We start from the raw sequence: 22,369 nt of genomic DNA, 5'->3' as shown, positions 1-22,369 counted from the left end.
GCCTACTCCTTGGCGACGCGTTTCATGTCCGCATCCATCATCATGCGGATCAAGCTATCCAGATCGGTTTTCGGCTTCCAGCCCAGCACTCGCTGAGCCTTGGCCGGGTTGCCGAGCAGCACTTCAACTTCGGCCGGGCGAAAGAATGCCGGGTCGATTTTCACGTAGTCGCGGTAGTTGAGGCCGACGTGATCGAAGGCGATGCGGCACATTTCACGCACCGTGGTGGTGACGCCGGTGGCGACCACAAAATCGTCGGGTTTGTCCTGTTGTAGCATCAGCCACATGGCTTCGACGTAATCGCCGGCAAAGCCCCAATCGCGTTTCGTGTCGATGTTGCCCAAGGCCAGCTCCTGCTGTTTGCCTTGCTTGATGCGAGCGGCGGCGTCGGTGACCTTGCGGGTCACGAACTCGATGCCGCGCAGTGGCGATTCGTGATTGAAGAGGATGCCGCTGCTGGCGTGCAATTTGAAACTTTCGCGGTAGTTGACGGTGATCCAGTGGCCGTACAGTTTGGCCACACCGTAAGGGCTACGCGGATAGAACGGCGTGTTCTCGTCCTGTTGCTCTGCCTGGATCAGACCGAACATTTCACTGGTCGAGGCCTGGTAGAAACGTGTGTGCGGGCTGAACTGGCGGATCGCTTCGAGCAAGTGCGTGACGCCCAGACCGTCAACGATGCCGGTGGTCACGGGTTGATCCCACGATGCGGCAACAAAACTCTGGGCGGCGAGGTTGTACACCTCATCCGGCGAAGATTTGATGACGGCGCGCTGTACCGAGCAGGCATCGGCCATGTCGCCGTCGAGGTAGACGATATCGCCTTCGACGCCCATCTCGCGCAGGCGCCAGCGTGAATCGCTGCTGCGGCGTGCGACCAGACCGTGAACGTTGTAGCCCTTGTCGAGCAGCAACTTGGCCAGATATGCGCCGTCCTGGCCGGTGATCCCTGTGATCAGTGCACTTTTTGTCATTCTTGTCGTACTCGCATCTCCCAGTCGGACAGGATCGCCCGCAGGGATTGTTGTGTGGTGATTTCTGGCGCCCATCCAGTGGTTTTAGCCAGTCTTGCGTGGCTGCCGCAAACGCGGCGCTGATCAGCGCGACGCATGCGCGCCGGATCCTGAACCAGTTGCATCTCGACCTCGGCCAGATCGCCCAGCTGCTCGATCAGGCTGCGGATGCTTTGCTCGCGCCCCGAGCAAATGTTGTAAACCTGCCCCGGCGTGCCTTTTTCCAGCAGGGCGAAATACGCCGAGACGACATCGCCGACATCAAGAAAATCGCGCGTCACGTCGATGTCGCCGACTTCCAGCTGCGGCGCTTGCAAGCCTTGTTTGATCCGGCTGATCTGGCGAGCGGCGCTGGCGATGACGAAACTGTCTTTCTGCCCGGTGCCGATGTGATTGAACGGCCGCGCGACCAGCACCGGCCAGCCTTCGCTCAGGCCCCATTGCAGGCTGAGAAACTCGGCAGAGAGTTTGCTCACGGCGTAGGGGTTGCGCGGGAAGGGCGGTTGTTGCTCAGTGATCGGCAGGTGGTTTTCGCCCACTTGACCGTAAACATCACCGGAGCTGACGTACAGGAACGTGCCGGTGAAGCCACGAGCCTTGAGAGCCTGCAGCAGATTGAGCGTGCCGAGCAGGTTGACCTCAAGGGTCCGTGCCGGGTCGCGGAAAGCTTCGGGAACGAATGTCTGCCCGGCCAGATGAATCACGGCGTCAGGCAATTGCGGCCAGAGATCGATGAGGCTGTGCGGGTCCGTCAGGTCGTAAGCCGCTGCGGCAGGCAGCAGCTCCCACGGCGAATCCGGCGAAGCCAGACGTGACTGAATATGTTGTCCCACGAATCCACTGAGACCCGTGATGAACAGACGCTTTTTCAAACAGCGACCCCTTGGTCCTGGACTTGCGCCACTTTCCCACAAGCTTTGAGGGGAAGTCTGTCAGACCGGAGGAAAAAACCGGCCAGATCAGGGGCGAAGTCATTGTTGTAGTTGTTTGGTTGCCAATCTGTGCCAATTGCGCCGCAATTTCAACAGGTCCAACCGTGACTGGTCAGTTCTCGTCAGCGTAGCCTGATTTATTCTCGTCGGACGGTTCCCGGATCCTCGATGGATGTGTTTAGAATGCCCCTCGTCGCGCAAATCGGACAGGGTTTCGCGGACCGCGACGCAGGGTGAAACCGACCACTAAAACAAGAACGAAGACGCGCTTCATGACCCAGGACGAGAACGGTGCTACCGACTCGATCCAAGGCTGAACCGTCAATAGCATGAAGGCGCCAGGACGGCAGTTTTCATCGTGGGATGCCATGAATTTCATTCTCTTCTCGGACGTCAACGACAGCTCCATCAGCCAAAGCCTGGGGCGTCCCGAATACAGCTATTACTTTGTGCTCAAGGCTTATCGCCCGGTGCTGGAAAGCCTTGGCCGAGTGCATGTGGTGGCGTCCACCGCCGAGGTCGACGCGCTGTACCGACAGCTGCTCGCTGCGGGCGAAGACAGTGTGTTTCTGTCCTTCACCCCGCCGCAGAAAACCCCGGTCGATCTGCAATGCCCGACGATTTGCGTGGTGGCCTGGGAATTCGATTCGATCCCTGATGAGCAGTGGGACAACGACCCGCGTCAGGACTGGACGCAAATGCTCGCGCGTCAGGGCCGGGTGATCACCTTGTCCAGCCACACGGCTCGCGCCATTCGCCGGGCCATGGGCGAAGACTTCCCGGTGCTGGTGTTGCCGACGCCGCTGTGGGAGAACTTCGCGGGCATTCGTCAGCAACATGCGCCAGTGCCGGTGAATCCGGGCGCGACCCTGGCAATCAAGGGCTGCATCTTCGATACCCGCACACTCGGCCTTACAGCCGATGCATTGATTCCAACGCCGCTGACGCCGGAAGAGGAGGCCGCGCTGGCCGCCGAACTCGAAGCCGCGCGCCCGCCGCCGCTGACCCTCAAGCGGCGCTTAGTCATTGCCCGGCATTACCTGCGTCTGTGGGCGCTGAACCGCGGGCACGAGCAAACGCCAGCCGTGCCGCGGGTCAAATATCTTTCCAACTGGTATTGGGAAGGCATTCGCGATCTGCTGCCGGACAACCTGCACGGCTGGCTCGAGCAACGTCTGCCAACGGTTTGTGGTGCGTTGCCGGCGCCGGTCATCGAACCGGTACCGCTGGATTTGCCGGACACCACCGCGGTGGTCGACATTCAGGTCGACGGCGTGGTTTACGTCACCGTGTTCAATCCCAAGGATGGCCGCAAGAACTGGCATCAACTGATCACCGCGTTCTGCTGGGCGTTTCGTGAAACCGCCGACGCGACGTTGGTGCTGAAAATCACCCAGAACGATCTGGCGTCCTACTACACCGAATTGATGACCTTGCTCGCGCAGCTCACGCCGTTCACCTGCCGCGTGGTGGTGATGCACGGTTACCTTGACGATGCGCAGTACGCGAAGCTTTATGAGGCGGCCAGTTACTACGTCAATGCCTCGCGCTGCGAAGGTCTGTGCCTGCCGTTGATGGAATTCATGTCCAGCGGCAAACCGGTGATCGCGCCGGATCACACGGCGATGGAAGACTACATCGATGAGTCGCTGGCGTTCGTGGTCGGCTCCAGCGAGGAGCTGACGATCTGGCCGCAGGACACGCGGATCATTTATCGCACGCTGCGCTATCGTCCCGATTGGGGCTCGCTGAAAAGCGCCTATGAACGCAGTTACCACATGGCCAAGGCGCAACCGCAGGACTATGAGCGGATGTCGGCGGCCGCCGTGCAGCGCATGCACGACTACTGCGCGTTTGCCCCAGTGCAAAAACGTCTGGCGGACTTCTTCGGGCTTGCCTCGCAAGCGACGGACGCTGCGCCAGTGACGGACAACGCCTCATGCTGATCATTATTCATTCGGAAACCAACCAGCACACCATTGCGCAGAACCTCGGGCGTTCGGAATACAGCTATTACTTCGTGCTCAAGGAATATCGCCCGGTGCTCGAACGACTCGGACGAGTGGTGGAAGTGCGCGATCCGCAGGCGGAAGTCGATGCGCTCTATCTGGAATGCTTGAGCCGGGGCGAGCCTTGCGTCTTTTTGTCATTCTCGCCGCCGCACCGCACCCCGGTGCATCTGGCGTGTCCGACGCTGCCGGTGTTTGCCTGGGAATTCAGCACTATCCCCAACGAGCCGTTTGCCGGTGAGCCGAGTAACGATTGGCGCAGCGTTTTGGGTGCCTGCGGTGCGGCGATTACCCATTCCAGCTACACCGTTAACGCGGTGCGCGAAGCGATGGGCGCCGATTATCCGATCGTCGCCGTGCCTGCCCCAGTCTGGGATCGCTTTGCGGCGCGGGGCACGCAGTTGCAGGGGCAAGCGCTGAGCACGTCGTTTCGCCTGAAGATCAAGGGCCTCGTAGCCGACAGTCGTACCCTCGATTTGAATGCGTTCGGCCCCAAACATTTGCGCAGTGGCAGCGGCATCAATTTTTCCGCGCCGGCCGCCGAACAGGAACTGTTGCTCGACGGCGTGGTGTACACCTCGGTATTCAACCCCGGCGACGGACGCAAGAACTGGGAAGACATGCTCAGCGCTTTCTGCGTCAGTTTTCGCGACGTCGATGACGCCACGCTGGTGCTCAAACTCACCCATCACGATGCCGAGGAAGCGCTCAGCGACATTCTCCATCACTTGTACAAAAACCAGTCTTACCGCTGCCGCATCGTATTGATCTACGGCTACCTCGCCGATCCGGATTATGAACGCCTGGTCCAAGCGACTCGCTACGTGGTGAACACATCTTGTGGCGAGGGTCAGTGCCTGCCGCTGATGGAATTCATGTCCTGCGGCAAGCCGGCCGTGGCTCCGCGCACCACTGCGATGATCGATTACCTGAGCACCGCTAACGCATTCCTGATCGACTCCACCGACGAACTGACTGCCTGGCCTCACGATCCACGCAAGGCCTTCCGCACGTTGCGCTACGTAACCAACTGGGCGTCGTTGTGCCAGGCTTATCAAGCCAGTTACGCCGTGGCAAAAAATCACCCGGCGCGCTATGCGCAAATGTCAGCGCAAGCCGTCGACAGCTTGCAAGGATTCTGCAGCCAGACCGTCGCCGAGCAGCGTTTGCAGATGTTCCTGACGCAGGTGCTTGAACCCCATGCAGCCGTCGCGGAAACCCCTGAAGCATGAGCGGCAAACGGATCATGGATATCGAGGTGATGCGCGCCATCGCCGTGCTCGGTGTGCTGTTCCATCACTTGCAGGGCAGCCTGTTCACGGATCCGGTGCCGTTGCTGGAAAAGATCCATGCCTGGGCGCAACCCTGGTGGGGCGTCGATCTGTTTTTCGCTATCTCCGGTTTTGTCATCGCCCGCAGCCTGATTCCAGCGCTGAGAGGCTGCACCACGCGCCAGGAATATTGGCAGCAGACGCGTGATTTCTGGTTGCGCCGAGCGTTTCGGTTATTGCCCTCGGCCTGGTTGTGGCTGGCGCTGATGCTGCTGGCGTGCCTGTTCCTCAACCGTTCGGGGGCATTCGGGACGCTGGCGGCGAATCTGCAAGCGACCCTGGCGGGAATCTTCCAGTACGCCAATTTCCGTTTCGCCGACAGCTTCTTCCATTACGAATACGGCAGCAGTTTTGTCTATTGGAGCCTTTCCCTGGAGGAGCAGTTTTATCTGCTGTTCCCGCTGTTGATCATGGTCTGTCGCAAGCATCTGGTCTGGGCGTTGCTGGCGTTGGTCGCGGTGCAGTTATTCACCTTGCGGACACCGCTGCTGATGGTGGTGCGCACCGATGCGCTGGCGCTGGGTGTGTTGCTGGCCATGTGGAGCGCGCAACCAAGCTATCAGCGCTGGCAGCCGACGTTGTTGCGCCGACCATGGGCGGGCGTAGGCGTGTTGATGGTGATCGGTTTGCTGCTGAGCTACATGGCCACCGACCGTTTTACCTTCGTCAATTACCGCATCGGCGTGATTGCCGTGCTTAGCGCGGTGCTGGTGTGGATCGCTTCGTACAACCGCGATTACCTGATGCCGGCTGGCGGCGTGCAACGTGTGTTGGCCTGGGTGGGCAGCCGCTCATACGGGATTTATCTGATTCATATTCCGGCCTATCAACTCGTGCGTGAGCTGGTCTTTCGATTGCAGAGTGCCGGTCTGCCGAGCCCTGCCGGTCATCCGATCGTCACGCTGCTGCTGGCGTTCGGCCTGATCGTGCTGCTGAGTGAACTCAATTACCGCTTCATCGAAATGCCCATGCGCAATCGCGGTACCGCGCTGGTCAAACGCCTCGGTACCTCGCGAGCCGCCGTCACATCCACTGGAGCCACCTCATGCTGAGCCTTTTGAAGAAACTCACGGCGGGCACGCCTGCACCCGCGCCCGCGCAGCCGGTTGCAGCGACTGCGGAGAAAACCGACCCTTACATGCTCGGCCTGCACGATGCGATGCTCAGTGGCTGGTTCAATCAAGAAACCGGCGAGCTGTTCAAGGGCTTCCCGGTGACGGCCGACGACACGTTGCTCGATGTCGGTTGTGGCGACGGTGGCAACGTGCATTTCTGTGGCATGCGCGGGGCGAAGATCATCATCGCCGACATCGATGGCGCCAAGGTCGAAGCGACCCGTCAGCGGCTCGGCGATACCCCGGCGCGGGACATTGAATGCCATGTGACCGACTGCAATCCGCTGCCGATTGCCGACGCGACGGCCACGCGCGTGGTTTCCACCGAAGTCATCGAGCACGTCGACGATCCGGCGCAGTTTCTTGCCGAGCTGGTGCGCGTTGGCAAACCGGGCGCGCTGTATCTGCTGAGCGTGCCGCACCCAAGCTCCGAAGACCTGCAAAAAGACATCGCCGCGGCGGAGTATTTCCAGAAGCCGAACCACATTCGCATCATCAGCGAAGAGCAGTTCAAGGCCATGGTCAGCGACGCGGGGCTGGAGGTCATCAGTCACGACCAGTACGGTTTTTATTGGTCGATGTGGATGTTGCTGTTCTGGGAAGCCAAGGTCGAATTCAGCAATCCGGATCATCCGTTGCTCAATCACTGGGCCGACACCTGGCAGGCCGTGCTGAACTCTCCGCGCGGCGCGCAAATCAAGCAGGCCCTGGATGCGGTTGTCGCAAAAAGCCAAGTGATCATCGCCCGCAAACCGGCAACATTCCCGTAGGAGCTGCGGCACGCTGCGATCTTTTGATTCTGAGTTTGAAAACTAGATCAAAAGATCGCAGCCTCGTTTCACTCGACAGCTCCTACAGGGGATTTGTGTAGGCTGGGGTTTTGTCTTGGCGGAGTTGGCGATTTGATGCGGTTCGTTTTGACGGCGATGCTTACGGTGTTACTGCTTGCGGGGTGTGAACCCCATGTCGCGCAGCCGCTCGATCAACAACTGTATATCTGGCAACGCCAATGGACACCCGCCCATGACGCGGCATTGCGCGATAGCCGGGATGATTTCTCGACCCTGCGCGTGCTTGCGTTGCAAGCCTTTCCCCATGCGGGATGGAGCCGGGCGCGAATCGATGCGCCACGCTTGAAGGCCGACGGCCGTCCGTTGATCGCCGTAGTGCGTCTCGACGGCCAGCTCAAGTCGCTGGATCGTGATCAAGTCACCGCGCAGATCTTGCAGACGCTCGCCGATTGGCAGGCGCAGGGCCTGACGCTGAGCGGCGTGGAAATCGATCACGATGCCGGCAAGGCGCGGCTGGCCGATTATTCTGAATTGCTCAGCCAACTGCGCTCGGCGCTTCCGCGGACGCTAGCGTTGAGCATCACCGCACTGCCGGCCTGGCTCGATAGTGCGCAACTGCCGGCGCTTCTGCAGGCCGTTGACAGCAGCGTGTTGCAGGTTCACGCCGTCAGCGATCCACGCCGTGGTTTGTTTGATTCGGATCAGGCATTGAAATGGGCCAAAGCCTGGTCGCGCATCACCGATAAACCGTTCTATCTGGCATTGCCGGCCTACGGCGTGGCGTTGTTGCCGGATGACGGCGGGGCTCCGGTGGTGGAAAGCGAAGTGTCGCTTGAGCGCGCGGGTGAACGCCGGGAGCTGCTCGCCGATCCGTTGCAATTGAGCCAACTGGCCAAGACGTTGCGCGAAGACCCGCCAAAAAACCTGGCCGGGTTGATCTGGTTTCGCCTGCCGCTGGCCAATGACCGGCGTGCATGGAGTCTGACCACGTTGCGCGCTGTTGCGCGAGGCGATCAACTGGTCAGCCAGCTCGGTGTGACCTTCAGCGAACAGCACGGTCTCTACGACATCAAACTCGACAACCCTGGCAATCTCGACCGTGCGTGGCCTGCGCGGATCACCCTGAAGGTGCAGGGCTGCGAAGGCGCCGACGCCCTCGGCGGTTATGCATTGCAACAAAGCTCCGATCTGCTTACCTTCACCCGCCTGCGCGACGGACGCGTGCCCGCAGGTGGACAGCGCGCCATCGGCTGGGCGCGTTGCGCCACCATTGATCAAGGAGGTTCGCATGTTGACCCGTAACTGGCCCCGCCATCTGCTGTGCCTGAGCCTCTGCCTGCCGCTGGGCTCGGCGCTGGCTTGCGGCCCGGATTTCCCGCTGCGGCTGCTCGATAATCGCGGGCAGACCCTGGCGGATCTGCCAGAGGGCAACTTCAATTTCGAACTCAGCCGTCTCGGCACAGCCATCGCCGGACTGAATAACGTCACTGCGGCGACGCACAATCCCAACGACCTCTACGGCGAAGAAAACGCCGCCGCTGAAGCGCGCGACAAAGCCGAGCAGGTCGGGTTGAGCGTCGAGCAACAAGCGCTGGTCAAGCAATTGCGCGGGCTGACCGATGCGCGTCAGGTCGAAGAGCGGGGCGCGAGCCTGCCGGCGGAGGTTCGCTTGTATGTGGCCGGAGCGGTGGCGTTTGCGACGGGCGATCATCAGCTCGCGGTGGAGTATTTCAAGCAACTGCTGGCGCTGCCGGCAGATCAGCGCCCGTTGCGCAGCACTTGGGCGGCTTACTCGCTGGGGCGTAGCTGGTTTGCCATGAGTCGCGACGCCGCAGATGCCAGTGCGGCGCTGGAGCAAGCGCGTGATGCGTTCCGTCACGCCCGGCAATTGAGCATCGACGGTTTCAGCGATCCACTGGAGCTGGGCGTCGCCAGTCTCGGTGAAGAGGCGCAGGCCGTGCGTGCGGCGGGCGATTGGAGCAGCGCTATCGAATTGTATGAAGCCCAAAACCTCCACGGTTCCGCGGTGGGCTATACCTCGCTCAAGCAAATGATGAATGAGCTGGCCGAATTGCCCGAGGCCAGACTGGCCGAATTGCTTCAGCACAAATCGGTACAGCAACTGGTTACAGCATCGCTGGTCAGCCGTCAGGGCTGGTCGTTTGGCGACGAGCCAACCCACGAAAAGAAACTGGTCAAGCTGCTGCAGAACAGCACTCGCGGCAGCCTCGAGAATGCTGATCGACTGGCGGCCATGAGTTATCAACAGGGTGATTACGCTGGCGCCAAAGCCTTCCTCGAAAATGCTGGAGAGGGCGGACTCGCTTGGTGGCTGCGGGCGAAACTGGCGGTGCGTGACGGTGACAAAACCGCCGCTGCCGCCGCCTATGCGAAAGCGGCGCAAGCCTTTCCGCAGCAGGAAAATTGGGGCTATCGGCGCACGCCGGACTGGGCTTACGAAAGCCTTCAGCCCAAATGCCGCGTCGAGGGCGAAAGTGCGATTCTGGCGTTACATCGTGGTGAATATCTGCAGGCGTTCGTGCAGTTGTATCGAAGCAACAGCACGTATTGGTTCGACGCGGCGACGGTCGCAGAACGCGTGCTGACGCTCGATGAGCTCAAGCGATACGTCGACGAGAATGTCCCGGCTCCACCGGCACTGACCCAGCAGGAACGCGACAACTATGTGCCGTTGTCGGTGGCCGCCCGCCTGCGCAACCTGCTCGGTCGCCGCTTGCTGCGCGAAGGGCATTACGCGGAAGCGGTCGCGTACTTCGACAATCCCGACTTGCAAACCAAGGCCCGGTTCTATGGCGAGCAGCGCCACGCTGCTGAATCGGCATGGTGGCCGACCACGCGGGCCAGAGGGCTGTTTATGGCTGCTCAGGCAGCACGAGATTGGGGCATGGAGATCCTCGGCTACGAGATGGCCCCGGATTACGCTACGTTTGACGGGAACTTCAGTCTGGAATCCTCAGAATTGAAATCTGGCCCACTTGTGTCCGAAGCAGAGGTCCAACGTCAGCTGACCAACGCAGCGCAGCCGGATCAGCGTTATCACTACCGCTTTGTTGCCACGGGTTTGGCCAGTCGAGCGGCCGACAATTTGCCGCACACCAGCCAAGCGTTCGCCGCAGTTTTGTGTACCGCTGCCGGCTGGAACAGCAGCGCCGCTGAGCAGAGTGCGTTCTACCAGCGCTACGTCAAAGAAGGCCCCTATGTCGAGTGGGCTGCCGACTTCGGTCGCCTGTGCCAGTTCCCGGATTTTGCTAACGCTGACAAACGTTACGTTACTCAAATCACTGATGCGGTGCGCGCCACGCTGCGACCGTTTAAATGGCCTGTTCAGGCCGGGTCGATTGTGCTGATCGTCGCTGTCGCTTTAGTGCTGATCACTCGCCGTCAGCGCAGGCGCGGCAAAGGCTAAGCCTGTTGGACGAACGTCAGGCGGACGGCGAAACCGATCAACAGACTACCGAACAGCCATTGTTGCACGCGTTGTGCCGTCGGGTTGTGTTGCAGCCAGCGGCCGAGCGCCGCGCCGCTCAAGGCGTACGCGCTGTCGAACAGCAAACCGACACCGACCAGCACAGCGCCAAGCAGGGCGAACTGGATCAGTACCGGTGCGCCGTCGGCGATGATGAACTGCGGCAGCAGTACCGAGCAGAACAGCAGGGCTTTGGGGTTGAGCAGGTTGGTCAGCAAGCCGCGGCGGATCGCTTCGCGCCATTGTCCATGTGTGTCGGCGACATCGCCCGTCGTCAGGTTCGACACCAGTGTGGTGCGCAGGCAATGAATGCCGATCCAGAGCAGATACGCCGCCCCGGCGAAGCGTACCGCCTCGAACGTCCACGGCGCTGCTTTGAACAGCGCCGCCAGCCCCAACGCCGCCAACGCCACGTGGCAAGCCCGGGCAATCGCCAGACCGATTGCGGTCGCCAGCGCTGCGCCGCGGCCCTGCCGCGCGCCCGTTTGCAAGAGCAGGATCATGTCCGGCCCCGGCAATAATAAAATCACCGCCAATGCCAAAAAAAACAGCCAGAGATTCGCCACGTTGCACCTCGTGTCCTTGTTGATTTTCCAGCGCCAGTCTAGGGCTGAAGGGTGGCGCAGGTGCTTGCGTAGTTGGCTTCATATGGGCTTGGAATTGGCATAAGCTGCTCGTTTAGAGCGCGTTAACCATCAGGATCTGCCAAACATGAAACTCGATGCCTTTGATCGCAAGATCCTTGCCGCTTTGCAACGCAACGGCCGGGTGAGCAATGTCGAGCTGGCGCAGGAAATCGGGCTGTCGGCATCGCCCTGCCTGCGTCGGGTGCGCATGTTGGAGGCGGCCGGGGTGATTCGTGGCTATCAGGCAAACCTTGATCGCGACGAGGTCGGCTTGGGAATGACGGTATTTGTCGGGGTCAAGGTCGAGCGCCACAACGACGCACAGGCCGAGGCGTTCTACGCGGCGGTGACGGCTTTGCCGGAAGTGATTTCAGCGTTTCTGGTGTCTGGGGAATCGGATTTTCTGCTGCAAGTGGTGGTGCCGGATCTGCGCGCCTATGACCGCTTTGTCAGCAGCAGCCTGTTGAAATTGCCGGGCGTGAGCGATATCCGCAGCAATTTTGCCATTCACACTGTGAAAGCGCCGGGGCCGCTGCCTCTCGGACATCTGCCTGCCTGAAAGCAAAAAGATCGCAGCCTGGGCAGCTCCCACATTTGAAAATCCGATCCCTGTAGGAGCTGCCGAAGGCTGCGATCTTTTGATCTTTGATCTTTGATCTTTGATCTTTCGATCTTCTACATCTGCGTCGCCATCCCCTCGACATTCATCGCCGCCTGGCGCAACGCTTCCGACCGCGTGGGGTGCGGATGGCAGGTCAGCGCGATGTCCTCAGCCGAGGCACTGAATTCCATCGCCACGCAGTACTCGCCAATCATTTCACTCACGCTCGGGCCAACCAAATGCACGCCCAGCACTTCGTCCGTGCGCTCGTCGGCAAGGACTTTGGCAAAGCCTTCGGTCTCATGGTTGATCTTCGCCCGGCTGTTAGCGGTGAACGGGAACTTGCCGACCTTGTAAGCGCGGCCCTCGGCTTTGAGCTGTTCTTCCGTTTTGCCGACGCTGGCCAACTCCGGTTTGGTATAGATGACGTTGGGGATGAGCTCGTAATTGACCTCGCCAGCCTTGCCGTGGATCTGCTCGACGCAGGCCATGGCCTCATCTTCGGCCTTGTGTGCGAGCATCGGCCCTGACGTTACGTCGCCGATCACCCAGACCCCGGCGGCTTCGGTGCGGTGCTGTTTGTTGGCGAGCATGCCGCGCTTGTCGGTCGTCAGGCCGACGTTCTCCAAGCCCAGATCTTGGGTATAAGGACGGCGACCGATAGCTACCAGCACGTAGTCGGCTTCGAGCAGTTCAGCGCTGCCGCCAGCGGCGGGCTCGAGGCTGAGTTGCACGCCGCTTTCGGACGATGTGGCGCTGGTGACTTTCGAACTCAGCTTGAAAGCGATTCCCTGTTTGCTGAGCGCTCGCTGCAGGGTCTTGCCGGCTTCGGCATCGACACCGGGACAAATTCGATCAAGGTATTCGACCACCGTCACCTGTGCACCGAGACGCCGCCACACCGATCCCAATTCCAGGCCGATCACCCCGGCACCGATTACTACGAGATGCTTGGGCACTTCACTGAGGGACAGCGCGCCGGTGGAATCGAGGATGCGTCGGTTGTCGATTTCAACGCCGGGCAGGGGAGTGGGCTCGGAGCCGGTGGCGATGATGATGTCCTTGGCGCTCAGCTCGGTTTTACCGCCCTGATCATCGGTGACGGTGACTTTGCCCGGACCGGCGATGTGGCCCCAGCCTTTGATCCAGTCGACCTTGTTCTTGCGAAACAGAAATTCGATGCCTTTGGTCAGGCCTGCGACGCTTTCGTCTTTCTGTTTCATCATCTGCGCGAGGTTCAGCGTCGGCTTGACCTCGATGCCGAGATTGGCGAACTCCGCACCCATGGCCGCGTCGTACAACTCCGAAGCGTGCAGCAGCGCCTTGGACGGCATGCAACCAACGTTGAGGCAAGTGCCGCCGAGAGTGGCGCGTCCTTCTACGCACGCCGCCTTGAGTCCCAGCTGACCGGCGCGGATTGCCGCGTTATAACCACCGGGGCCGCCGCCCAGAATCACTACGTCATAGTTGCTCATGCGCTTGCTCCTGATGAATGGATGCGGATCGCTAAAAGTAGCTCTCGATTAAAATTACGAGCGTAATATGAGCGTTTCCCGACATTTCGGTCAAGGCTTCAGGCAAGCGACAGGTCAAGGACCATTGAATAAGTGCGATTGTGAACAAATATTTCACGGTTTTCGTTATATCGTAACGATCTGCGCAACAAGCCAACGACGTCGGGGTGATATGCAAGTCGATCTGGAACAAGAGGGCACGCAAGTCGCCGGCCTGCCGCGTTTTCAACTAGCGGCTGCGCAAAGCCTGCGATTGCGACGTTGGGCACTGGGCCTGGGCGTGTTGGCCGGAATCGGCTGGCTGGTGGCGTTTTTTGTCGGCCTGTTCGCGCCGCAATCGTTGTGGTTGCCGCTGCTGATCAACCAGAGCGCAGCATTGCTGGTGCTGGTCGCGGGCCTGCAGTCGGCTTGGTGGGTTACGCAGTGGCGCGCGCAGGCGATGTCGCCTGCGATACCGGTGCCGCTGGCTGAGACAGAACGGTCTGCGGCGCAAGGATGGTACGAGCGATTGCTCGATCGCCTGAGCCAGCGCGGTCTGCATTTGCTCACCCTTATAGGTGCACCGACCTTATGGTTGGGTGGCTGGGCGTTGCTGGTGCTGTTAGGCCTGGGGCAGGCGTGGAGTTTGGAACTCCCTGCTACGGCCATGGGCCTGTCGGCAAAAGTGGGCGCCGCTTTGGCATTGTTGCTGGCGTTCGGTTTGCTGGTTCTGGAGCGCCAACTCGCTCAGGATAATCCGGCGCAGTGGCCGGAAGCGAAATCGCTCGCGCAACTCACGCGCGTGGCGATCATCAGTCTGGTGCTTGGTGCGTTGTGTCTGCTGTTCGCCAGCGAACGCGCGGTATGGCCAGTTCGCCTGGCTGTGTTGGTGGGTGTTCTGCCTGGATTGGTCGCGGTCGAATTGTTGTTGCGCGCTGTTCTTTCGCTGTTCAGTCCGCGCCGCGATCAGCTCGAACCGCCCTTGCTGGCGCGCAGTTTTGTCGCCGACACGCTGTGCTGGCCGCCGCAGCCGTTCCTCGCCTTGCAAGACGAATTGCACAATCGCTTTGGCATCGATTTGCGCCAGATCTGGGCGTTCAGTTACATGCGCCGAGCCTCTCTGCCTGTGCTCGCGTTTGTTGCCGCCGTGGGATGGTTGCTGACGGGCGTTCATGAAATTCCGCTGCAAGGTCGGGGCATCTACGAGCGGTTCGGCAAGCCGGTGCAGGTATTCGGCCCAGGATTGCATGCCGGGTTACCGTGGCCATTGGGCCGCGTGCTGAACATCGAAAACGGCGTGGTGCATGAGTTGGCGACCAGCGTTGGCGAAAATCCGGCGCCAGTGCGAGCCGATCCCGCCGAAGGCCCGGCGCCCATCACGGCCAATCGCTTATGGGATGCCAGTCACGTCAATGACAAATCGCAGGTCATCGCCAGCAGCCGTGGCGATCAGCAGAGCTTTCAGATCGTCAACATGGATGTTCGCTTCGTTTATCGCATTGGTCTAAGCGATGAGTCAGCGCTGGCGGCCACCTATAACAGCGCCGATGTGCCCACGTTGATTCGCAGCACCGCGAGCCGAATTCTGGTGCATGATTTCGCTTCGCGCACGCTGGATGGTTTGCTCGGTGAGGATCGGGTCGGGCTCGGTGAGGAGATCGGGCGCGCAGTGCAAAGCGATCTGCAAGCCCTCGACAGCGGCGTGGAAATCCTCGCTACCGTCGTGGAAGCGATTCATCCACCCGCTGGCGCAGCTAACGCCTATCACGGTGTGCAGGCTGCGCAGATCGGTGCGCAGGCCTTGATTGCCCGCGAGCGCGGGGCAGCGGCTGAAGCAAACAATCTGGCGCAATTGCAGGCCAGCCTTTTTCGCGACCAGGCCAGCGCCAACGCCAGTGAAACAGCCGCCACGGCGCAAGCAGCGGACCTGCGGTTCAATGCCGAACAAAGAGCTTACGCCAGCGCGGGTCAGGCGTTCGTTCTGGAGCAATACCTCGGCCAGCTCAGCCAGGGTTTGAGCAAAGCCAAATTGCTCGTCCTCGACCATCGCCTCGGTGGCAGCAGCAATGCGCCAACCATTGATCTGCGTACCTTCACGCTGCCGGCTGATCCGACGCCCGCGCGCACCCTCGCTCAACCAGGAGTCGCCCATTGAGCCAGTCGCACACTCACGCACCGCATGATCACAGCGGCCACGACCATGGCCATGGCGGACATCATCACCATGGGCATCATCACCACGGCGCCCCGGAGGAGGCGGGGCCATTTCCGTGGCGACGCATGGCGGGGGCGACTTTGCTGATCGCCTTCGCCATCGCGGCCGCGAGCCTGGTGCAAGTGCGCTCCGGTGAAGCCACGGTCGTCACCCGTTTCGGCAATCCCGCACGGGTGCTGCTTGATCCGGGTTTGAGCTGGCGCTGGCCGGCGCCGTTCGAGGCTGCGATCCCGGTGGATTTGCGTCTGCGCACGACCTCCAGCGGCTTGCAGGATGTCGGCACTCGGGATGGCTTGCGCATCATCGTGCAGGCGTATGTGGCGTGGCAGGTTCAGGGTGATCCGCAAAATGTGCAGCGTTTCATGCGCGCGGTGCAGAACCAGCCAGACGAAGCGGCGCGGCAGATTCGGACGTTCGTTGGCTCGGCGCTGGAGACCACCGCCAGCAGTTTCGATCTGGCGCATCTGGTGAACACCGATGCCAGTCAGGTGCACATCGCCGATTTTGAAGCGCAGTTGCGCCAGCAGATCGACCAGCAACTGCTCGCGACTTACGGCGTGCGCGTTGTGCAAGTTGGCATTGAGCGTCTGACCTTACCGTCGGTAACGCTCACCGCCACGGTTGATCGCATGCGTGCCGAGCGTGAAACCATCGCCACTGAACGCACCGCGATCGGCAAGCGTGAAGCGGCGCAGATCCGCTCCGCCGCCGAACGCGACGCGCGAATCGTGCAAGCAGACGCGACCGTGAAGGCGGCAGAAATTGAAGCGCAATCTCGCGTCGAAGCCGCGCAAATTTATGGCCGCGCTTACGCGAGTTCACCGCAGCTTTATAACTTGCTGCGATCTCTGGATACCTTGGGGACTATCGTCACTCCGGATACCAAGCTGATTTTGCGCACCGACGCGGCGCCATTTCGGGCGTTGGTTGATGGGCCGCCAATGCTCGAAAACAAATCCGGATCGCAGCCATGAATGACAAAGTTCCACGTGGAACACAGGCGCTGAACAGTCCATGGATACAAGCAGGGCGCTTGGCTTTTATCGCGCTATACGCGGTGACGGTATTGGCCGCGCTGGCTTGGGCATTTTCTAACGTGCGGCAGATCGACCCACAGAATCGCGCGGTGGTTTTGCATTTTGGCGCTTTGAACCGCGTGCAGAACGCGGGTCTGCTGCTCGCCTGGCCGCAGCCGTTCGAACAAGTGGTGTTATTGCCAGCGGCGGATCGAGTGATGGAGCGCCGAGTGGAAAACCTGTTGCGCAGCGACGAGGCACTGAAAGGCGATCGTGTCGCATCCTTTGCAACGCCATTGAGCGACGCATTGGCCGGCTCAGGTTATTTGCTGACCGGTGACGCCGGCGTCGTGCAACTGGATGTGCGGGTCTTTTACAAAGTCACCAACCCTTACGACTTCGTATTGCAGGCTGAGCATGTGCTGCCAGCATTGGATCGTGTGGTCACAAGTAGCGCATTGGCCCTGACCGCCGCCCGTGATCTCGACACCATTCTCGTTGCTCGGCCGGAGTTGATTGGCGCCGACAATCAGGCCGCCGAACGGCGCGAAAGGCTACGCGGAGATTTGGTGCAAAGCATCAACCGGCGTTTGGCCGAGTTGAAAGCCAGCGGGCAGAGCATCGGCATCGAAGTGGCGCGGGTGGATGTGCAATCGAGTCTGCCCGGACCGGCGGTGAATGCGTTCAACGCAGTGTTAACGGCTAGCCAGCAAGCCGACAAGGCCGTGGCCAACGCACGCACTGAAGCCGAAAAACTTACCCAAAGTGCCAACGAACAAGCTGACCGTGCGCTGCAAGTCGCTCATGCACAGGCCGGCGAACGCTTGGCCAAGGCGTCCGCCGACACCGCCACGGTGTCGAGTCTGGCCAGCAGCACCGATCCGCAAATGCTCCTGCGCCTTTACCGTGAGCGCGTGCCGAAGATTCTCGGCCAAGCCGGATCAGTGACTACGATCGACCCGAAAGACGATTCCCGCCTGATCATTCAGGGAGCCAATAAATGACTGCAACCACTGCCGCACCGAGCCTGTTGTCCTCGGCCGAACAACGCCGCGCGGCTCGGCAACTGAGTTTGGCCATGCTCGCATTGGGCTTGCTGGGTCTGGGATTGATCTGGCGCTGGCTGATGCCCGAACAAACGGGTGTCAGCCAACTGCTGTTGGGTTTTGCTTCGTTATTGGTGGCCGTCCCGGTGATGCGTTCGGCCTGGTACAGCTTGCGGTATCCGAGCTTGCACGGCATCACCGATCAACTGATTGCCTTGGCCATGCTCGGCGCTTGGGCGACGGGGGATCTGCTGACTGCGGCATTGTTGCCGATCATCATGATCTTCGGCCATGTGTTGGAAGAACGCAGCGTCATCGGCTCTCAGGAAGCGATTCATGCCCTCGGCCAACTGACCCGCAGCCACGCGCGCAAGGTTCAGGCTGACGGTTCAATCATCGACGTAGACAACGCGACGCTGGTATCCGGCGACACGGTTGAAGTGCGGGCGGGTGATCGGATACCAGCGGATGGGCGCGTGATTTCCGGTCAAGCCAGTCTCGACACCGCTTCGATTACCGGCGAATCGGTGCCGGTCGAGGCGGGCGTCGGCATGTCGGTGTTTGGCGGGGCAATTAACCTCGACGGTCTGTTGCGCATTGAAGTGACCCGCACCGGCGAAGAATCGACGCTGGGCAAAGTCATTGCGCTGATGCAAAACGCCGAACGTTCAAAACCGCCAATCACGCGTTTGCTCGAACGTTACGCCGGCAGTTACATGGTGCTGGTGTTGTTGCTGGCGGCGGTGACCTGGTTTGTTACCAACGATGCGCAAGCGATGCTCGCGGTGTTGGTCGCGGCCTGTCCGTGTGCCTTGGTGCTATCGGCGCCGGCTACGGCGATTGCCGGTGTAGCAGTGGCGGCGCGGCATGGAATTCTGATCCGCAGTTCCGCGTTTCTGGAAGAGCTGGCCGATCTGACTTCGCTGGTGGTCGACAAGACCGGAACGCTGACGTTCGGGACCTTGCGTTTACAGTCTATCCTCAGCCCTCGTACGGAATCAGCGATGGTCAAGGCGCTCGCTGCCAGCCTTGGTGCAGCCAGCAGTCATCCGGTCAGTCGTGCGCTGGCAGGGCTGGTCAGTCCGCCAGCCATGTTGCCGCTCAGCGACGTTCATGAGCGCCAAGGCCTCGGCGTGGTGGCGATGACCGAGCAGGGCGAAGCGGCGCTTGGCCGTCCAGAGTTGTTCGCGCAGTTGGGCATTGCTACTACAGCGGTTCCCGAACATGACGGGCCGATTGCCGGCCTCTCGCTTAATGGGGAATTCCTCGCCTGGCTGCTGTTGGCTGACACGCTCAAACCGGAGGCACGCTTCGCTCTTGGCGAGCTGCGTGAATTGGGTCTCGGTCGGCAATTGCTGCTGACCGGCGACCGGCAAAGCGTCGCGCAGTCTTTGGCCAAGGAAGTCGGCCTGCATGAGATCGAAGCGCAAGCGTTGCCTGAAGACAAACTCAACCGTGTGCTTGAGGAAATCACTAACGGCTTCCGGCCGATGGTAGTGGGCGATGGCATCAACGATTCACTCGCGCTCAAGGCCGGTGTGGTCGGTGTGGCCATGGGCGCGGGTGGCGCGGACATCGCTTTGGCTTCGGCGGACATCGTACTGATCGGCAGCGATTTGCGCCGCCTCGGCACATGCGTGCGCCTGAGTCGCCAGTGCCGCAGGACATTGCAGGTCAACGTGATCATTGGCCTGGGCTGGACATTGGCGATCGTGGTGTTCGCCGCGTTCGGATGGCTTGGCGCTGCGGGGGCGATGATCGCTGCATTGCTGCATAACCTCAGCACATTGCTGGTGCTCGGCAATGCCGGACGGTTGTTACGGTTTCAAGAGCCTCTGCTAAAGATGAAAGAGCAGGGCTGAGCATTTTTTGAACTGCGCATCGGGCGGTTTGTCCTTTGAACAGATGTCTTTGAAAGCGCTTGAACAGACTCGGGATGCATAGTCGGCGGCTATCAAATCGATAGCCTGCTATTTTTCCAGGATGGTCTACCCTCAGATTTGACGTCTGAAACAAGGGGGATTTTCCATGCTCGCGCAACTTCCACCGGCCTTACAGAATTTGCAGCTTCCGCTTCGCTTGCGTCTCTGGGACGGCCATGAGTTCAACCTGGGCCCGGCGCCCAGTGTCACCATTGTGGTCAAGGACCCGCAAATGGTGACTCAATTCACCCATCCAAGCCTTGATGCACTGGGTGCGGCTTTTGTCGAAGGCAAGCTTGAACTAGAGGGCTCGATCAGCGAAGTCATCCGCGTCTGTGACGAATTGAGTTCGGCGCTACTCGACGAAGATGACGGCAGCCAGCCCGTACGGACCTTGCACGACAAGGAAACTGACGCCAAGGCCATCTCCTATCATTACGACCTGTCGAACGCGTTCTACCAGCTATGGCTGGACAGCGACATGGCCTATTCCTGCGCGTATTTCGAAACGGGCAGCGAAACCCTCGAACAAGCGCAGCAAGCCAAGTTCCGCCATCTGTGCCGCAAATTGCGTTTGCAACCGGGCGACTATCTGCTGGATGTCGGCTGCGGCTGGGGTGGCCTGGCGCGCTATGCGGCGAGAGAGTTTGGGGCGAAAGTTTTTGGCATTACGCTAAGCAAGGAACAGCTGGAACTTGCGCGCGAGCGAGTCAAGGCTGAAGGCCTGGAAGATCAGATCGAACTGCAGTTGCTCGACTACCGCGATTTGCCCCAGGACGGGCGTTTCGACAAGGTCGTCAGCGTCGGCATGTTCGAGCATGTCGGTCACGCGAATCTGGCCGAGTATTGCAAGACGTTGTTCGGCGCGGTGAAGGAGGGCGGCCTGGTGATGAACCACGGTATCACCGCCAAGCACACTGACGGCCGACCAGTCGGACGAGGCGCCGGCGAGTTCATCGAGAAGTATGTATTCCCCAACGGCGAGTTACCGCACGTGTCGATGATCTCGGCCGAGATCAGCGAAGCCGGGCTGGAGATTGTCGACGTTGAAAGCCTGCGCCTGCACTACGCTCGCACGCTCGATCACTGGAGCGAGCGGCTGGAAGACAACCTTGAAGCTGCGGCGAATCTGGTACCAGAGCAAGCGCTGCGCATCTGGCGCCTGTATCTGGCCGGTTGCGCTTATGCGTTCGCGCGCGGCTGGATCAATTTGCACCAGATCCTCGCGGTAAAAGCGCACCCGGATGGCAGCCACGAATTGCCGTGGACCCGTGACGATATCTATAACCCCTAGGGTTACAGAATTGGCGAAATCAGCCGGGCGATCCGCATGCCAACTTGTTGCAGGCGGTGGATCTCCCGGCTTTCTCCTTTGGCGACTTCGTAAGCGTTTTCAAAGTCCCGATTGAGCATCTGTTCCACGCTCGCAGCGAAGTCGCTGTCAACGGTCAGCAACATCACTTCGAAATTCAGCCGGAATGAACGGTTGTCCAGATTGGCGCTGCCGATGGCACTGATCTCACTGTCGATCAGCACTACTTTCTGATGAAGGAAGCCGGGTTCGTAGCGAAATACCCGCACCCCGGCACGTACGGCTTCAAACGCATACAGACTGGATGCGGCGTAGACGATGCGATGATCCGGCCGCGACGGCAGCAGTAAACGCACATCGACGCCGCGCAGCACCGCCAGGCGCAGCGCCGCAAACACCGCTTCGTCAGGAATGAAATAAGGGCTGGTGATCCACACTCGTTCGGTCGCCGCATGGATCGCTTCAACAAAGAACAGCGAGCAGGTTTCGTAGGCATCGGCCGGCCCGCTGGCGAGCAGTTGGCACAGCACGCCGTCTTCAGGGTATGCGTCCGGCAAAATCAACGGCGGCAATGTGCGTGTGACCCAGAACCAGTCTTCGGCGAAGGATTCCTGCATGCAGGCCACCACTGGGCCACGAACTTTCACATGCGTGTCGCGCCACGGCGCCAGCGGTGGTTTCTGGCCCATGTATTCATCGCCAACGTTATGCCCGCCGACAAACCCCACGACACCGTCGACCACGACGATTTTGCGATGATTGCGAAAGTTGACCTGGAAACGATTGAGCCAGCCACTTCGATTGGCGAAGGCTTTGACCTCGACGCCGCCATCACGCAGTGCCTGAACATAACTGTGGGGCAGGGCATGGCTACCGATGCGGTCGTACAACAGATGAATCGCCACGCCTTCCGCAGCTTTTTGCAGCAGCACGTCACGCAGGCGCTGGCCGAGCCGGTCATCGTGAATGATGAAAAACTGAATCAGCACGGCCTCTTTAGCTTCGGCGATGGCGCGGAATATCGCCTCGAAGGTAGCGCCACCATTCACCAATAACTCGACTTCGTTGTTGGCCAGACAGGGCATGCGCCCCAGTTTGGGCATGGCGCGTAAAGATGCGTAAGCATTCGAAGCGCGCGCGGCCAAGGCTTCTTCAACCCACGGGCGCCAATTCAGTTCCGAGATGGCCTGGCGCATCTGTTCGTTGGCTTGGCGGCGCGCTTTGATGTAACCATCGAAGGTGCTGCGACCGAACACCAGGTATGGAATTAGCGTGAGGTAGGGAATGAAGATCAGCGACAATGCCCAAGCGATCGAGCCTTGGGCCGTGCGCACGGTCAGCACCGCATGGATCGCGGCGATCAAGCCAAGGGTGTGTGTCAGGGCGATCAGATAACCGAAGATGTGCGGTCCGAAATAATCCATGGGGCAGCCTTGCTCCGGAAGACTCAATGCTTAACA

General features: G+C 60.4%; 17 protein-coding genes. 12 read left to right on the top strand and 5 right to left on the bottom strand.

Annotation, left to right across the window (positions count from 1 at the left end; genetic code table 11):
* Nucleotides 1-2: 2 nt before the first annotated feature.
* Entirely contained in the window at nucleotides 3-974 is a 972-nt protein-coding gene (gene gmd / locus EL257_RS27475; protein WP_126367898.1) for a GDP-mannose 4,6-dehydratase, read from the bottom strand.
* Nucleotides 971-1,885, bottom strand: a complete 915-nt coding sequence (locus EL257_RS27470) for a GDP-mannose 4,6-dehydratase (protein WP_126367896.1) — start codon at nucleotides 1,883-1,885, stop codon at nucleotides 971-973. Before EL257_RS27470 ends, gmd begins: the two co-directional genes overlap by 4 nt.
* Before the next feature lie 428 nt (nucleotides 1,886-2,313).
* Here EL257_RS27470 and EL257_RS27465 point away from each other — a divergent pair, with 428 nt between their 5' ends.
* The 6 genes from EL257_RS27465 to EL257_RS27440 all read left to right on the top strand — a co-directional run bounded on the left by EL257_RS27465 (nucleotide 2,314) and on the right by EL257_RS27440 (nucleotide 10,618).
* Nucleotides 2,314-3,891 carry a glycosyltransferase gene (locus tag EL257_RS27465; RefSeq protein ID WP_126367894.1) on the top strand — a complete coding sequence of 526 codons (1,578 nt, stop codon included), beginning with the start codon at nucleotides 2,314-2,316 and terminating at the stop codon, nucleotides 3,889-3,891.
* A complete protein-coding gene (locus EL257_RS27460; protein ID WP_126367892.1) occupies nucleotides 3,885-5,186 on the top strand; it encodes a glycosyltransferase in 1,302 nt (433 codons plus the stop codon). Before EL257_RS27465 ends, EL257_RS27460 begins: the two co-directional genes overlap by 7 nt.
* Nucleotides 5,183-6,337 (top strand): acyltransferase family protein, encoded by a 1,155-nt coding sequence (locus EL257_RS27455; RefSeq protein WP_126367890.1) that lies wholly within the window; start codon nucleotides 5,183-5,185, stop codon nucleotides 6,335-6,337. Before EL257_RS27460 ends, EL257_RS27455 begins: the two co-directional genes overlap by 4 nt.
* On the top strand, nucleotides 6,331-7,170 hold the full coding sequence (locus tag EL257_RS27450) for a class I SAM-dependent methyltransferase (RefSeq protein WP_126367888.1): 840 nt from the start codon (nucleotides 6,331-6,333) through the stop codon (nucleotides 7,168-7,170). The genes EL257_RS27455 and EL257_RS27450 overlap by 7 nt, the downstream gene beginning before the upstream one ends.
* Nucleotides 7,171-7,305: 135 nt before the next feature.
* Nucleotides 7,306-8,493, top strand: coding sequence for a DUF3142 domain-containing protein (locus EL257_RS27445; RefSeq protein ID WP_126367886.1), 1,188 nt, complete (start codon nucleotides 7,306-7,308; stop codon nucleotides 8,491-8,493).
* The gene (locus EL257_RS27440; protein WP_126367884.1) at nucleotides 8,480-10,618 is read left to right on the top strand and encodes a hypothetical protein; all 2,139 of its coding nucleotides are present in this window, start codon (nucleotides 8,480-8,482) and stop codon (nucleotides 10,616-10,618) included. The genes EL257_RS27445 and EL257_RS27440 overlap by 14 nt, the downstream gene beginning before the upstream one ends.
* Here EL257_RS27440 and EL257_RS27435 read toward each other — a convergent pair.
* Nucleotides 10,615-11,244: a LysE family translocator gene (locus EL257_RS27435; RefSeq protein ID WP_126367882.1), complete on the bottom strand. Its 630-nt coding sequence runs from the start codon at nucleotides 11,242-11,244 to the stop codon at nucleotides 10,615-10,617. The two genes, EL257_RS27440 and EL257_RS27435, sit on opposite strands and share 4 nt — an antisense overlap.
* 145 nt (nucleotides 11,245-11,389) lie before the next feature.
* On the opposite strand from EL257_RS27435, the gene EL257_RS27430 reads away from it, so the two are divergent.
* Nucleotides 11,390-11,863, top strand: coding sequence for an Lrp/AsnC family transcriptional regulator (locus EL257_RS27430; protein WP_126367880.1), 474 nt, complete (start codon nucleotides 11,390-11,392; stop codon nucleotides 11,861-11,863).
* 116 nt (nucleotides 11,864-11,979) lie between these two features.
* Here EL257_RS27430 and lpdA read toward each other — a convergent pair whose 3' ends face one another.
* Nucleotides 11,980-13,380, bottom strand: a complete 1,401-nt coding sequence (gene lpdA / locus EL257_RS27425; RefSeq protein WP_126367878.1) for a dihydrolipoyl dehydrogenase — start codon at nucleotides 13,378-13,380, stop codon at nucleotides 11,980-11,982.
* A gap of 211 nt (nucleotides 13,381-13,591) precedes the next feature.
* On the opposite strand from lpdA, the gene hflK (EL257_RS27420) reads away from it, so the two are divergent.
* From hflK (EL257_RS27420) to cfaB, 5 genes are all read left to right on the top strand, one after another.
* On the top strand, nucleotides 13,592-15,553 hold the full coding sequence (gene hflK, locus EL257_RS27420; RefSeq protein WP_126367876.1) for a protease modulator HflK: 1,962 nt from the start codon (nucleotides 13,592-13,594) through the stop codon (nucleotides 15,551-15,553).
* Nucleotides 15,550-16,587: a protease modulator HflC gene (gene hflC / locus EL257_RS27415; protein ID WP_126367874.1), complete on the top strand. Its 1,038-nt coding sequence runs from the start codon at nucleotides 15,550-15,552 to the stop codon at nucleotides 16,585-16,587. The genes hflK (EL257_RS27420) and hflC overlap by 4 nt, the downstream gene beginning before the upstream one ends.
* Nucleotides 16,584-17,633: a protease modulator HflK gene (hflK, locus tag EL257_RS27410; RefSeq protein WP_126367872.1), complete on the top strand. Its 1,050-nt coding sequence runs from the start codon at nucleotides 16,584-16,586 to the stop codon at nucleotides 17,631-17,633. Before hflC ends, hflK (EL257_RS27410) begins: the two co-directional genes overlap by 4 nt.
* Nucleotides 17,630-19,537, top strand: coding sequence for a heavy metal translocating P-type ATPase (locus EL257_RS27405; RefSeq protein WP_126367870.1), 1,908 nt, complete (start codon nucleotides 17,630-17,632; stop codon nucleotides 19,535-19,537). The genes hflK (EL257_RS27410) and EL257_RS27405 overlap by 4 nt, the downstream gene beginning before the upstream one ends.
* Before the next feature lie 166 nt (nucleotides 19,538-19,703).
* Nucleotides 19,704-20,891, top strand: a complete 1,188-nt coding sequence (gene cfaB, locus EL257_RS27400; protein WP_126367868.1) for a C17 cyclopropane fatty acid synthase CfaB — start codon at nucleotides 19,704-19,706, stop codon at nucleotides 20,889-20,891.
* Between the two features lie 2 nt (nucleotides 20,892-20,893).
* On the opposite strand, the gene cls is transcribed toward cfaB, so the two are convergent.
* Nucleotides 20,894-22,333, bottom strand: a complete 1,440-nt coding sequence (gene cls, locus EL257_RS27395; protein WP_126367866.1) for a cardiolipin synthase — start codon at nucleotides 22,331-22,333, stop codon at nucleotides 20,894-20,896.
* Nucleotides 22,334-22,369 lie beyond the last annotated feature (36 nt).

Source organism: Pseudomonas fluorescens (assembly GCF_900636825.1).
In the GTDB taxonomy this organism is placed as follows: Bacteria; Pseudomonadota; Gammaproteobacteria; order Pseudomonadales; family Pseudomonadaceae; genus Aquipseudomonas; species Aquipseudomonas fluorescens_BG.
Note: the sequence above shows the minus strand (reverse complement) of the source record. Positions and strands in the feature narration are given on the sequence as shown.

Bases quoted from the DNA above. Each gene is read 5' to 3' on its own strand.
- cls (WP_126367866.1), bottom strand. From the start codon at position 22,333: ATGGATTATTTCGGACCGCACATCTTCGGTTATCTGATCGCCCTGACA.
- EL257_RS27465 (WP_126367894.1), top strand. From the start codon at position 2,314: ATGAATTTCATTCTCTTCTCGGACGTCAACGACAGCTCCATCAGCCAA.
- hflK (WP_126367872.1), top strand. From the start codon at position 16,584: ATGAATGACAAAGTTCCACGTGGAACACAGGCGCTGAACAGTCCATGG.
- EL257_RS27450 (WP_126367888.1), top strand. From the start codon at position 6,331: ATGCTGAGCCTTTTGAAGAAACTCACGGCGGGCACGCCTGCACCCGCG.
- gmd (WP_126367898.1), bottom strand. From the start codon at position 974: ATGACAAAAAGTGCACTGATCACAGGGATCACCGGCCAGGACGGCGCA.
- EL257_RS27455 (WP_126367890.1), top strand. From the start codon at position 5,183: ATGAGCGGCAAACGGATCATGGATATCGAGGTGATGCGCGCCATCGCC.
- EL257_RS27460 (WP_126367892.1), top strand. From the start codon at position 3,885: ATGCTGATCATTATTCATTCGGAAACCAACCAGCACACCATTGCGCAG.
- lpdA (WP_126367878.1), bottom strand. From the start codon at position 13,380: ATGAGCAACTATGACGTAGTGATTCTGGGCGGCGGCCCCGGTGGTTAT.
- EL257_RS27440 (WP_126367884.1), top strand. From the start codon at position 8,480: ATGTTGACCCGTAACTGGCCCCGCCATCTGCTGTGCCTGAGCCTCTGC.
- EL257_RS27445 (WP_126367886.1), top strand. From the start codon at position 7,306: ATGCGGTTCGTTTTGACGGCGATGCTTACGGTGTTACTGCTTGCGGGG.
- hflK (WP_126367876.1), top strand. From the start codon at position 13,592: ATGCAAGTCGATCTGGAACAAGAGGGCACGCAAGTCGCCGGCCTGCCG.
- EL257_RS27430 (WP_126367880.1), top strand. From the start codon at position 11,390: ATGAAACTCGATGCCTTTGATCGCAAGATCCTTGCCGCTTTGCAACGC.
- cfaB (WP_126367868.1), top strand. From the start codon at position 19,704: ATGCTCGCGCAACTTCCACCGGCCTTACAGAATTTGCAGCTTCCGCTT.
- EL257_RS27405 (WP_126367870.1), top strand. From the start codon at position 17,630: ATGACTGCAACCACTGCCGCACCGAGCCTGTTGTCCTCGGCCGAACAA.